The organism is Trinickia symbiotica (assembly GCF_002934455.1).
In the GTDB taxonomy this organism is placed as follows: Bacteria; Pseudomonadota; Gammaproteobacteria; order Burkholderiales; family Burkholderiaceae; genus Trinickia; species Trinickia symbiotica.
This window is the reverse complement of the sequence record NZ_PTIR01000002.1, coordinates 57,367-70,406: the sequence shown is the minus strand read 5'-3', so window position 1 is coordinate 70,406 and position 13,040 is coordinate 57,367. Positions and strand designations below refer to the sequence as shown.

General features: G+C 61.9%; 10 protein-coding genes. 7 read left to right on the top strand and 3 right to left on the bottom strand.

Features of this window, described 5'->3' with window-relative positions; all coding sequences use genetic code 11:
- Positions 1–21 precede the first annotated feature (21 nt).
- Positions 22–1,557, top strand: coding sequence for a methyl-accepting chemotaxis protein (locus B0G57_RS04040; protein WP_018439589.1), 1,536 nt, complete (start codon positions 22–24; stop codon positions 1,555–1,557).
- 195 nt (positions 1,558–1,752) lie between these two features.
- Here the strand turns inward: B0G57_RS04040 and B0G57_RS04035 are convergent, their stop codons facing one another.
- Complete coding sequence (locus B0G57_RS04035; RefSeq protein WP_018439590.1) at positions 1,753–1,941, bottom strand: CsbD family protein; 189 nt, start codon at positions 1,939–1,941, stop codon at positions 1,753–1,755.
- A 211-nt stretch (positions 1,942–2,152) separates the two neighbouring features.
- Positions 2,153–2,434: a hypothetical protein gene (locus tag B0G57_RS04030; protein ID WP_018439591.1), complete on the bottom strand. Its 282-nt coding sequence runs from the start codon at positions 2,432–2,434 to the stop codon at positions 2,153–2,155.
- Here B0G57_RS04030 and B0G57_RS31070 point away from each other — a divergent pair.
- The 5 genes from B0G57_RS31070 to cydX all read left to right on the top strand — a co-directional run bounded on the left by B0G57_RS31070 (position 2,424) and on the right by cydX (position 5,810).
- Positions 2,424–2,594 (top strand): hypothetical protein, encoded by a 171-nt coding sequence (locus B0G57_RS31070; protein ID WP_158256597.1) that lies wholly within the window; start codon positions 2,424–2,426, stop codon positions 2,592–2,594. The genes B0G57_RS04030 and B0G57_RS31070 overlap by 11 nt on opposite strands.
- 131 nt (positions 2,595–2,725) lie before the next feature.
- Complete coding sequence (locus B0G57_RS30785; RefSeq protein WP_146013306.1) at positions 2,726–2,968, top strand: hypothetical protein; 243 nt, start codon at positions 2,726–2,728, stop codon at positions 2,966–2,968.
- Entirely contained in the window at positions 2,958–4,556 is a 1,599-nt protein-coding gene (locus B0G57_RS04025; protein WP_102606719.1) for a cytochrome ubiquinol oxidase subunit I, read from the top strand. The genes B0G57_RS30785 and B0G57_RS04025 overlap by 11 nt, the downstream gene beginning before the upstream one ends.
- A complete protein-coding gene (gene cydB / locus B0G57_RS04020; RefSeq protein ID WP_026229477.1) occupies positions 4,556–5,656 on the top strand; it encodes a cytochrome d ubiquinol oxidase subunit II in 1,101 nt (366 codons plus the stop codon). The genes B0G57_RS04025 and cydB overlap by 1 nt, the downstream gene beginning before the upstream one ends.
- A 49-nt stretch (positions 5,657–5,705) precedes the next feature.
- Positions 5,706–5,810 carry a cytochrome bd-I oxidase subunit CydX gene (gene cydX / locus B0G57_RS04015; RefSeq protein ID WP_018439594.1) on the top strand — a complete coding sequence of 35 codons (105 nt, stop codon included), beginning with the start codon at positions 5,706–5,708 and terminating at the stop codon, positions 5,808–5,810.
- 117 nt (positions 5,811–5,927) lie between these two features.
- On the opposite strand, the gene B0G57_RS04010 is transcribed toward cydX, so the two are convergent.
- Positions 5,928–6,884: a mannuronate-specific alginate lyase gene (locus B0G57_RS04010; protein WP_026229478.1), complete on the bottom strand. Its 957-nt coding sequence runs from the start codon at positions 6,882–6,884 to the stop codon at positions 5,928–5,930.
- A gap of 461 nt (positions 6,885–7,345) precedes the next feature.
- On the opposite strand from B0G57_RS04010, the gene B0G57_RS04000 reads away from it, so the two are divergent.
- Positions 7,346–12,892, top strand: a complete 5,547-nt coding sequence (locus B0G57_RS04000; RefSeq protein WP_223258536.1) for a trifunctional serine/threonine-protein kinase/ATP-binding protein/sensor histidine kinase — start codon at positions 7,346–7,348, stop codon at positions 12,890–12,892.
- Positions 12,893–13,040 lie beyond the last annotated feature (148 nt).

The following is a 13,040-nucleotide window of genomic DNA, read 5'->3' as shown; positions in this document are numbered from 1 at the left end:
TTAACGGAGCGAGGCGCTCGCATGAAGCTTTCCACGAAATTTTTGATGCTCGTTGTCGCGGCGCTGGTCGGCGTCGTGCTGCTTGCCGCGATAGCGCTGCAGACGCTGCGAAGCGCGCTGATAGATAGCCGTCGCGAAGAGATCGTCATTCTCCTGACGAAAGCCGAGCATCTCGTCAATTCGTACAGAGAGCTGCAGGCGCGCGGAACGATTACACGCGATCAGGCACAGCAGCAGGCGAAGGAAGCGCTGGCGCAGCTCAATGCCAACACGAAGAGCTATTACTGGGTCACGACCTCCGATGGCATCAATCTGGTGCATCCGAACGCGAAATTCATCGGCACGAAGGCAAAAGGCAACAGAACGACAAGCGGCATGACCGACAGCGAGGCATACCGGGCTGGGATGTCCCAATCGCATTTCGCACTCGTCGACGTTCTGATCAAGCGCAGCCCCGATGCGGACGTCGAGCCGAAGCTGCAAGGCGTCGTCGCGATTGCGGACTGGGATTGGTGGATCGGCACCGGCTTCTTCTACGACGACATCAATGCGGCATTCACGAAGCTCGCCGCAATGCTCAGCGTCTGCGCAGTGGGCATCGGTGCTGCGCTCGCGGCCATTGCCTGGGCCGTCATGCGCAGCGTCAGACGCACGCTCGGCGGGGACCCGGCGCAAGCGACCAATGTCGCCGCCCAAATCGCGGCCGGCAACCTGAATGTGCCGTTCGACGCCGAGAAGGCCGGAGCCGGCAGCCTGCTCGCCGCGCTCGGCGAGATGAAGGCGCGACTCGCCGCGATGATCGCCGAGATCCAGTCGGCGGGCCAATCGATTGCACACGGCACGGGCGAAATCGCCCAGGGCAATCTCGACTTGTCGCAACGCACGGAGCAGCAGGCAGCTTCGCTGCAGGAAACCGCGGCAAGCATGGAACAGATCACTGCTACCGTGAAGCAGAACGCCGACAACGCGCGCCAGGCGAACTCGCTCGCCGCGACCGCAAAAGATGCGACCGAACGCGGCGGAGCGGCCGTGCACCAAGTCGTCGCCACCATGCAAGAGATCTCCCGGCAGTCGGTGCGCATTGCGGACATCACCTCGGTAATCGAAAGCATCGCGTTCCAGACGAACATTCTCGCGTTGAATGCGGCGGTCGAGGCGGCGCGGGCAGGGGAGGACGGGCGCGGGTTCGCGGTGGTCGCGTCCGAGGTCCGCTCGCTCGCGCAACGGAGCGCGGCCGCGGCGAAAGACATCAAGGAATTGATTCAGGTCTCGGTCGAGAAAGTCAGCGACGGTAGCCGGCTCGTCGAGGTGGCAGGCGAGCGGATGACGGAAATCGTGCGATCGATCGGTCAGGTCGCCGACATCATGGGGGAAATCTCGGCCGCGTCCGATGAGCAAAGCACGGGAATCGAGCAGGTAAGCCGCGCCGTCACGCAGATGGACGAAGTCACGCAACAAAACGCCGCGTTAGTCGAAGAAGCCGCGGCTGCCGCGTCGTCGCTCGACGAACAGGCGACGCGTCTGCGCTCGGCCGTCGCGGTGTTCCGGCTCGCGTAATGGCGAGACGGCCAAGTCGACCCGGATCGAACACCCGCATTCCTCTATTAGTTGTTCGGAGGCCCGGATTTCATCATCTGGTGTGTCAGATTAAGTCACTTTGCAGAAATTGCGCGCGCGGCGTGCAATGCGACCGGAGGCCTCGGGGCCTGCCGATCGCATCGCTCCAAGCGGGAAATAGGGATGTCACATCGGTCAATGATGCCCGCGACGCTCGTCCTTCGTGTCCTCCTTCACATTGCCGTATTGCTTGCGGACTTCGCCGGCGCCTTGCTGCAGGTCGCCCTTCGCTTCCTGGCTGGCGTCGCCTGTGGCCTTGCCGACCGATTCGTTCACTTTGCCCTTTGCCTTCTCAGCGACACCCTTCACCTGATCCTTGTTCATATGAACCTCCGTTGGCTTGGCCGCATTCGCTGCGGTGGCAATACGGGTGCAACGCGCATGCCTGGAACGGAGGCACGGCACGCCGTCCCGCGAGGCGTTGCGGAACTGTGGTTTTCCGCAACGCCTCAGCCCTTCCTGTGTCGTCGGGACGCTGACGGTCCGTCGTCGCGGCATGCCTTAGGCGCGACGTACTAGCCACCCGACGTTCGTTTTACTGCGGAATTTTGCCGGTAGCGTTGCCCGAAGAAGCACCGCCCTGTGGCGACATGCCCTGTTCCCGCCTCTGCATCAGCGTGCCCTGAGCGGACGATGCTTTGTCGTTCGGGTCCGCATAGCGAACCGTTGCGCCTGGCGCTTGCTGCCCCGATTGGGAACTCTGGCCGCTGTTCTGATCCTGTCCGGACTGCGTGTCGTTGTTCTGGGCCATTGCCAGAGGGCCGGCGATAAGCAGTGGCGCGCCGACGGCGATAATAAATGGCCTGATGAATTTCATGGATGCCTCCCTGTTGATGCTGGTCGTCCGGTCGGCAGGAAAGTCATCGACGATGCCCGCCGCCTATCAACTGCTCGGCAAGGGACATGCCAAACCTGCAGACCGGCTGGCAAAAAGCCCGGAAAGGCCGCGACGCGCCCTTGAGCGGGCGCTGCTGTGAAACATGTTCCTGAAAGATCGCAGTTGCGAATGCCATGAATGGTCGCGCTTGATGTACGTCAATTCGAGCAGCACTTGCCGGCCTACAGTGACTTCCATCCGAAATATCTTGTTTCGGTCATGGAGAAATGAATGGCGAACGATCTCGCCCACGGTGAACCCTGGCTGGAGCGCATCCGCCGCCGCGCCGCCCGACGCCCATTGGCCCGTGACCTATCCGTTGCGCTACTCATCAAGTGCCTGCTGCTCGCGGCGCTGTACGACACATTGGCGGCGCGAAGCGAAGACAGCGGCCACCATTTTGGTAGTGCTGCCGTCGCCCAAGTCCTGCTCGGACATCCCGCTTCCTCAGAAGAGAACCGCCATGATCGATAACACCGTCGTCGACCTGTCACGACTGCAATTCGGTGTGACCGCGCTCTATCACTTCCTGTTCGTTCCTTTGACGCTGGGGCTCTCGTGGATCCTCGTCATCATGGAAGCGGTCTACGTGATGACCGGCAGGCCGGTCTACAAGAGCATGACGCGCTTCTGGGGCAAGCTCTTTGGGATCAACTTCGCGATGGGCGTCACCACCGGCATCACGCTCGAATTCCAGTTCGGCACGAACTGGGCGTACTACTCGCACTATGTAGGCGACATCTTCGGCGTGCCGCTCGCGATTGAGGGGCTCATGGCATTTTTTCTAGAGTCCACTTTCGTCGGACTGTTCTTCTTCGGCTGGGACCGGTTGTCGAAAGTGCAGCACCTCGTCGTCACGTTCCTCGTCGCACTCGGCTCGAATCTCTCCGCGCTATGGATTCTGGTGGCTAACGGCTGGATGAACAATCCAGCGGGTGCGCACTTCAACTACCATACGATGCGTATGGAGCTCACGCGCCTGTCCGACTTGCTGTTCAATCCGGTCGCGCAGGTGAAGTTCGTGCACACCGTTTCGGCGGGCTACGTGACCGCCTCGATGTTCGTGCTCGGCATTTCCGCGTGGTATCTACTCAAGCGGCGCCATACGCCGCTCGCGCTGCGCTCGTTCGCCATCGCGGCGGCTTTTGGCCTCGCTTCGGTGCTCTCCGTGATCGTGCTCGGCGACGAGTCCGGCTATACGACCGGCCAGGTGCAGAAAGTCAAGCTCGCGGCGATCGAAGCGGAGTGGGATACGGTCGAGGCGCCGGCGGCGTTCACCATCTTCGGCCTCCCGGATCAAGCGCGCGAACGCACCCGCTACACGGTTAGCGTGCCCTGGATGCTCGGGCTCATTGCGACACGCTCGACCGACACGCCGATACCCGGTCTCAAGCAATTGAAGGAGGAGAACGCCGAGAAAATCAAGAGCGGCATGATTGCGTACGACGCCCTGAAGAAGCTGCGCGGCGGCGATACCTCGGCGGCCGTCGCGGCGCAATTCGCCGCGCACGAGGGCGACCTCGGCTACGGTCTCCTCCTCAAGCGCTACACGCCCGCTGTGCTCGACGCGACGCCCGCGCAAATCGCGCAAGCAGCGGCCGACACGATTCCGCGCGTTGCGCCGCTATTCTGGTCGTTCCGCTTCATGGTCGGGCTGGGCCTGCTGATGCTCGCCACCTTCGGCTTCGCGTTCTGGCTCTGCGCGCGGCGTGGGCTGCTCTTGGCGAAGCACCGCTGGTTCCTGCGCTGGGCCGTGCTCGCGATTCCGCTGCCTTGGCTTGCCGTGGAACTGGGTTGGGTGGTCGCCGAATACGGCCGGCAACCCTGGACGATCGCCGGCGTGCTGCCCACTCAGCTGTCGGTCTCGACACTCTCGAAAGGCGACTTGGCCTTCAGTCTGACAGGCTTTGTCCTGTTCTACACGGCGCTCTTCGTCATCGAAATGTATCTGATGTTCAAGTACGCGCGGCTCGGCCCGGCAGTCGACGACGACGCGCCGGCGTCAAGCGTGGCTTTGCGCGGCGAAGCGTCTATTGACGCACTCGAAAGGGGACTGATGTGATCGATTATGACGTGCTCAAAGTGATCTGGTGGGCGCTGATCGGCGCGCTCTTGATCGGCTTCGCGTTGACCGACGGCTTCGACATGGGTGCCGGCATGCTGCTGCCATTCATCGCGCGAACCGATACCGAGCGGCGGATCGTCGTCAACACGGTCGGCGCGACCTGGGAGGGGAATCAGGTCTGGCTGATCACTGCGGGCGGCGCGACCTTCGCCGCGTGGCCGCTCGTCTACGCGACGGCATTCTCCGGCTTCTATGTCGCGCTCCTGCTCGTGCTATTCGCGCTGTTCTTCCGGCCGGTCGGCTTCGACTATCGGAGCAAGCTGTCGAGCTTGCGCTGGCGCTTCGCGTGGGATTGGGCGCTGTTCGCGGGCAGCGCGGTGCCCGCGCTCGTGTTCGGCGTCGCGTTCGGCAACCTGCTGCAGGGCGTGCCGTTTCGCTTCGATGCCGATATGCGCGTGACCTACGATGGGACCTTTTGGGCCTTGCTGAATCCGTTCGCTTTGCTGTGCGGATTGGTCAGCATCTCGATGCTCGTCATGCACGGCTCGGCGTTCCTGCAGCTAAAGGCATCCGGACCGGTAGCCGCGCGCGCGGCTCGAGTCAACGTCTGGGCCGGCTTTGCGACCGTCGTGTTGTTCGTGCTTGCCGGCGTGATGGTGGCCTCGTTCGTCGACGGCTATCAGCTCATGACCGACGGCAGCGTGTTGACCCGCGAGGGTCTTTGGCTCGAGAACTTTGGCCGCTCTGCCTGGGTGGCGTCGGCGCCCTTGCTGGGCGTTGGCGCAGCGCTCGCTTCCGCGTGGTTTGCGGCGCAAGAGAGGCGGGTTGTTGCGTTCGTTGCGAGCAGCCTTAGCGTAGCAGGCGTGATCCTCACCGCGGGCGCGTCGATGTTCCCGTTCGTCATGCCGTCATTGGCCAAGCCCGACGACAGCCTCACGCTCTGGAACGCGACCTCGAGCCAGCTCACGCTGCAGATCATGCTCTTCGCCGTTGCTGTCTTCCTGCCGGTCGTGCTGTTTTATACGACGTGGGCGTATCGCGTGATGTTCGGCCGGGTGAGGGCCGAAGACATTGAGCGCGACTCGTCGCTCTATTGATCGTTGATCGATCGACGCCGATCGAGCCATAGGTAACAAGGAGGGATGCATGTGGTACTTCACCTGGATTCTCGGTATCGGCCTGGCGCTGGCGTTCGCCGTCGTGAATGCGATGTGGCTGGAGACGAATTCGGACGTCATCGGTGACGAGTGAGAGCGTCGGCCCAGGATTCCTGCTTATACTTTCAGCGCATAATTCCCGATCCCGACCGGCCTTCAGTGAGGTGAGTTCAGCAAGTGCCTCCAGCGTAGCAGCCCGGCCGGCTGACACCTACGGAAGAGGCGCGCCCCAGAATGCCGTGACGTTTCCACCAAGGCGCCATTCGTCGAACGGCCTGCGTGGCGCGATGAGGGCCGGCAGACGGCTGTCCCTGAACCGCGCATAGTACGGCTCAACCCAGCACAGCTCATCGCGGAAAGTCCACGGGAAGAGATCCTGCTTGATCGGCGTAATCGTCGTGAAACTTTGAGGGTCGTCTACTGCTTCAATCACAAGGTTGGCGAGACGGCCGATCGCACCATCATTCTCCCGATACAGATCGATATTGCGGCTGCGCGCCAATTCAGCAGCGAACACCAGTGGAATCAGTGCGAACGTGTGATAGTGCAGGGCCCGGTTGCCACGCTTCACCTCGCGTGCGAGTGCGCCGTCGGGCTCTATGTCGCGGATGCCCTCGCGAATACGCAGGAGGCCGGAATCGAAGAGGCTCGAGTTGCCTGTCACTGTGCCGATCGCGATCAGATTCAGGCCCGCCCAGTAGACGAGGTTGTTATGCAGATGGTTGATCGCTTCGGCATCGCGCGTCGCGATAGCGATTCGTTCGAGCCATGGATCGATCGCGGCGAAGCGCGCCCGGTTCTCGTCACGGAAGCCTCGCGGCATGTGCAGGATCACCATTGCGAAATCCGTTCCTGCCCACGAACGCTCGTAGTAGCCCTGATAACCGGAAATGTGACCCATCAACGCGTCGGACTGCGCCCAGCTGTCCAGCAGGGTCAACGCACACGACCAGTCGCCTTTGCCTGCCGCCGTATTGAGACGCGAAACGAAGTTGCGCATTGGCTTGACCGCCTCGGCGTAACCCGAGGCGTCGTCATAGTAGCCGGGGGGATCGATGGTTTGGACAGCCGCCGGTATGTCGCAGGCGCGGACCGAAGGTGCAGTCACAAGAACAGCGATCGCGGCGAGCACGGGGGCGAGCAGCATTCGAACTGGCTTTGGGAGCATCCGGACCTCGAGGGGAACGTTGACGGCGAAAGATAGCAGATGCCGTCCCGAATGCCTCGCGCAACGTTGGATGTCTGCCGCTCCCGAACATAAATGTGATTTGACATAATCTAAATTATCAACCGAAAGTGTAAGAGCTTTTTAGAACGGCTGCAGCTGAGCGAACGGTAAATCAGCCGCCTGCGTCGGCGTTATGAAGCCTCTGGCCCGATTGGGCTGGTGTCTGGCAAGCGCAGCAAGCCGACCAACTGGGAGTTGCCGATCGCTCTGCGGACGCGCGCCATGGCGCTGGTGCGCGAGCGCTATGCGGATTTCCGTCCGACGTCAGGCAAAAACTCGCATCGTCAGGCCGCCTGCATCTGTGGCAGACTTAGTTGCAGAACGGTCTGTCCTCCCGACGCAACGCGAAACAGCTGCGCGGCCAGACAGCGGCCAATAGGCTCGACGTGGAGGCGAGAAGCTTGACCCAGTCTTCTTGGTTCGCCGCGCCTGAGATTGGAAGCTCCCGGTTTTTGTGGGACGACGGCGAACGTATCTGCTACCGGATACGCCGCCGAAATGCCGACGGCACTTACGCCTCGGCGCTGGCGATGCGGCCCGCCGCCGAGCATCCTACGCCTGCCATTCTCGACCGTCTCGCGCACGAATACGGCTTGAGAAACGAGTTGGACAGCGCATGGGCGGTGCGGCCGCTGGAACTCATACGCGAAGGCGGTCTCACGCTGCTCTTGCTCGAAGACGCGGGCGGCGAGCCGCTCAGCCGGCTCATCGGTACGCCCATGGAAACAGGGCACTTCCTGCGCCTCGCCATCAGCGTCGTCACCGCGCTTGGCAAAGCGCACCAGTGCGGCCTTGTCCATAAGGACGTCAAGCCCGGCAACATTCTCGTGAACTGTGCGGACGGGGAGACCCGGCTGATGGGGTTCGGCATCGCATCGCGCCTGCCCCGCGAGCGACAGGCGCCGGAACCACCCGGCACCATTGCCGGCACCCTCGCCTACATGGCGCCCGAACAGACAGGCCGCATGAACCGCTCGATCGACGCCCGCAGCGATCTGTACGCGCTCGGCGTCACGCTGTATTTGATGCTCACGGGCTCCCTGCCATTCGCCGCAACAGATCCCATGGAGTGGGTGCACTGCCATATCGCGAGAAAGCCGGTGCCGCCGAGCGAGCGGTTAGAAAATCTCCCGGCGGCGGTCTCGGCCATCGTCATGAAACTGCTCGCGAAAACGGCCGAGGAGCGCTACCAGACGGCGGTCGGCGTGGAGCGCGATTTGCGGCGGTGCCTGGCCGAATGGGAAGCCCGCGGTTGCATCGAGGACTTTCCGGTGGGGCAACAGGATATGCCCGACCGGTTACTGATTCCGGAGAAGCTGTACGGACGAGCCCGCGAGGTCGAGGCACTGCTCGCCGCGTTCGATCGCGTCGCCCAAAATGGGACTCCGGAGCTCGTGCTCGTGTCCGGATATTCGGGGATTGGCAAGTCCTCCGTCGTCAACGAGCTGCATCAGGTGCTGGCGCCGTCGCGGGGGCTCTTCGCCGCGGGCAAGTTCGATCAGTACAAGCGCGATATTCCGTATTCGACCCTTGCTCAGGCCTTTCAAAGTCTCGTGCGGCCGCTTCTCGGCATGAGCGACGCCGAGCTTGGCGGTTGGCGCGACGCACTGCTCGAGGCGCTTGGTCCGAACGGGCAACTCATGGTCGATGTCGTCCCGGAGCTGAAGCTCATCATCGGAGACCAGCCACCGGTTCCCGAGCTTCCTTCCCAGGACGCACATCGACGTTTCCAGCTCGTGTTCCGACGCTTTATCGGTGTGTTCGCCCGCCCGGAGCATCCTCTCGCGCTCTTTCTCGATGACTTGCAATGGCTCGACGCAGCGACACTCGATCTGCTCGAGGCTCTGCTGACCCAGTCGGATCTGCAGCACCTCATCTTGATCGGCGCCTATCGCAATAACGAAGTCACCCCGGAGCACCCGCTCACGCGCAGGCTCGAAGCCATCAAGACCGCTGGCGGGAAGGTGCTCGAAATCACGCTTGTGCCACTTGGCGCGGCGCATCTCGGGCAACTGATCGCGGACACTCTTCGCTGCGAGTCGGCGCGCGCCGCGCCGCTCGCGCAACTGGTACATGCGAAAACCGGTGGCAATCCGTTTTTCGCGATTCAGTTCGTGTCTTCGCTGGCCGATGAGGGAATGCTCGCCTTCGAGCATGGTGCGGCGCGCTGGTCCTGGGACCTCGACCGGATTCACGCGAAAGGATACACCGATAACATTGTCGAGCTCATGGTTGCGAAGTTGAGCCGTCTGCCAGCCGAGACGCAACGAGCGTTGCAGCAGCTGGCTTGTCTTGGAAACATTGCGGAGATCGGCACACTTTCGATCGTTCTCGGGATTAGCGACAAAGAAGTTCACGCGGTGCTATGGCCAGCCGTCCATCACGAATTAGTCGAGCGCCTCGCGAGCGCTTACCGGTTCATTCACGATCGCGTTCAGGAAGCCGCCTATTCGCTGATTCCGGAGGAACTGCGCAGCGAGGTGCACCTTCGAATAGGACGACTGCTCGCTGCGCTGACGCCTCCCGAGAAGCGGGAGGCGTCGATCTTCGAGATCGTCAGTCAACTGAACCGCGCCGTCCGCCTGATCACTTCGTGTGAGGAGCGCGAACGGCTCGCTGAGTTCAATTTGACTGCAGGCCGGCGTGCCAAAGCTTCGACGGCCTACGTCTCGGCGCTCAAGCACCTCGTCGTGGGCACGGCGCTGCTGGGCGACGATGGCTGGCAGCGCCAACGCGACCTTATCTTCGCGCTGGAGCTGGAACGCGCGGAATGCGAGTTCCTGACCGGCGAGCTGGTGGCCGCGGACGAGCGCTTGACTGCGCTCTCCAACCGCGCGACCAATACAGTCGAGCGCGCGAGCGTCGCATGTGTGCAGATGGACGTGTGCACGACACTCGATCGCAGCGATCGAGCCGTTGCCGTTGCGCTCGACTACTTGCGGCACGTGGGTATCGATTTGTCACCTCATCCGACGCAGGAAGAGGCGCGGCGCGAGTATGAGCAGATCTGGTCCCGACTTGTGGACCGAACGATCGAGAGCCTCATCGAATTGCCGCTCATGAGCGATCCCGATTCGCTCGCAACGGTCGGTGTTCTGAATAAGGTGTTGCCACCGGCTGTTTTTACGGATGCGAACCTGGTTGCCGTTACAGTCTGCAGAGCGGTGAATTTGAGTCTCGAGCGCGGCAACTGCGATGCGTCGTGCTTCGCCTATGTCATGCTTGGCAAAATCGCAGGACCGTATTTCGGCAACTACGACACGGGATTTCGATTCGGCCAGCTCGGCTATGAACTCGTCGAACGACATGGGTTGAAGCGCTTCGAGGCGAGCACCTATTTGTGCTTCGCCGCTTTTGTGATGCGCTGGACAAAACATGTGCGCTTCTGCCGCGACCTGTTGCGTCGCGCTTTCGAAGCCGCGAACAAGATGGGCGACGTCCAATATGCGGCCTACGCGTGCAACAACCTGAACACGGATCTTCTCTTCGCGGGTAATCCGCTCGTCGAGGTGCAACGCGAAGCTGAACATGGTCTCGCGTTTGCGGAAAGCGCGCAATATGGTCTCGTGATCGACATCATCACGGCACAGCTTGCATTGATCCGCACGCTTCGCGGCCTGACGTCGAAATTCGGGTGCTTCGATGACGGACAGTTCGAGGAGCGCCGGTTCGAGCAGCACCTATCTGGCAATCGGGCGTTAGCGATCGCCGAATGTTGGTACTGGACCCGGAAACTGCAGGGGCGCTATCTTGCCGGCGACTATGCGGCTGCCATGGATGCCTCGTCGAGGGCGCAACAGCTGCTCTGGACATCCGAAACGTTTTACGAGGAAGCGGAGTACCACTTCTACGCCGCGCTCTCCTCGGCTGCAAGCTGCGAGGACGCAACAGCCGCCGAGCGGCAGCAACACTTGGCGTCCCTCGCCGTTCACGACGAAAAGCTTGCCGTATGGGCGGGGAACTGTCCGGAGAACTTCGAGAACCGGGCGGCCCTCGTGCACGCGGAAATTGCCCGCCTCGAAGGGCGCGAGCTTGACGCCGAACGACTCTACGAGCAAGCAATCCGCTCGGCTCGCGCAAACGACTTTCCTAACAACGAAGCGCTCGCCAGCGAGCTTGCAGCGCGGTTCCATGCTGCGCGAGGCTTCGAGATCATTTCACATGCGTACCTGCGCAACGCCCGGTACTGCTATCTGCGCTGGGGAGCCGACGGCAAGGTGCGACAACTCGAAGAAGCTTATCCGCAACTCGGGAAAGAAGAATCTCTGCCCGATGCGACGAGTACAATCGGGACGCCGGTCGATCGACTCGACCTTGGGACGGTAATCAAGGTGTCGCAGGCAGTTTCGGGTGAGATCGTCCTGGACAAACTGCTCCACGCGCTCATGCGCACCGCAATCGAACAGGCGGGTGCCGAGAACGGACTGCTGGTTTTGTCGAATGGCGCCGAGCCGCGGATCGAGGCACGCGCGACGACGTGTCCTGACACAGTCGTCGTGGAACTATGCGACGAGCCTGCGGCCGCGCAGGCGTTGCCGCAGACGGTTCTCCACCATGTCTTGCGTACCGGGGAGAGTGTCATTGTCCGTGATGCAGCCGCAGAAGCTTCGTTTGCGGCGGATCCATACATCAGTATTCGTCAAGTTCGCTCGATTCTGTGCGTGCCCTTGATCAGCCGGGCGAGGCTCATCGGCGCACTGTATCTCGAGAACAATCTGGCTCCAGGCGTTTTTGCACCGGCCAGGATCGCGGTGCTGAAGTTGCTTGCCTCGCAGGCCGCGGTTACGCTGGAGAATGCTTGCTTGTATCGCGAGCTCGCAGAACGTGAAGCGAAGATCCGGCGACTTGTCGACGCCAACATTGTCGGGATTTTCATATGGGATCTCGAGGGGCAGATTCTAGAGGCCAATGACGCGTTCCTGAGTATCGTCGGATTCGACCGCAACGATCTCGTCAACGGTCGTTTGCGTTGGACGAAACTGACGCCGCCCGACTGGCTCGATTTTGACAGGCAACACTGGATCCCGGAACTTCAGGCAACGGGGACTGTGCAACCGTTCGAGAAGGAATACTGGAGGAAGGATGGCAGCCGCGTGCCCGTGTTGATCGGTGTGGCGAGCTTCGAAGACAGCCGGCACCAAGGCGTCGCGTTCGTGCTTGATCTGACCGACCGCAAGCGGGCCGAAGCCGAAGCGCGCGATAGCGAGCGGCGATATCTCGAGGTGGAGATGGCGCTTGCGCATGCGAACCGCGTCACGACCATGGGGCAGCTCGCAGCCTCAATCGCTCATGAAGTCAAGCAACCGATCGGCGCGGCCGCCACCAATGCAGCGGCAGGCCTGCGTTGGCTGAGCGCGCAGCCACCCAATCTGGAGGAAGCCCGGCAGGCGTTTGCCCACATCATCAAGGACGCAACGCGCGCCAGCGAAGTCATGAATCGAATTCGTGGCCTCGTCAAAAATGCCCCGACGTGCAAGGAGACGCTGCAACTCAACGAGGCGATTGGTGAGGTCATTGCCATGACGCGCGGCGAGGCCGAGAAGAACAACGTCTCGGTCCGGACGCAGCTTGCGGACGACCTGCCGCTCGTCGACGGCGACCGCGTTCAGCTCCAGCAGGTCGTGATGAACCTGATCATCAATGCCATCGAAGCAATGACCGCCGTTGATGACGGACCGCGAGAACTCCTCATCGGTACAAGCCAACACGAGCAGACCGGCGTCCTTGTCACGGTGCGCGATTCGGGGCCGGGTGTGGCATCGGGGAACGCCGACCGCCTCTTCGAGCCATTCTTCACGACTAAGGCCGGCGGAATGGGCATGGGACTGTCCATTTGTCGCTCAATCGTGGAAGCACACGGGGGCACGTTGTCGTCCAGTGCAAGCGTGCCTCGCGGCGCCGTCTTTCAGTTCACCTTACCGGCACACACAGACAGCGCATTCTCATAAAGCGCGAAGCGCTGCGAGCCGAGCACCGAGCGCGAGGTCGCCTTGCGCTCGCAGATCAATCAGGCGGCCGTCCGACTTGAAATCGTGCAGAAACTCGTCATGCTAGAGACCGAACAGGCGCGCGACGCACATCGAACAGCAACACTAT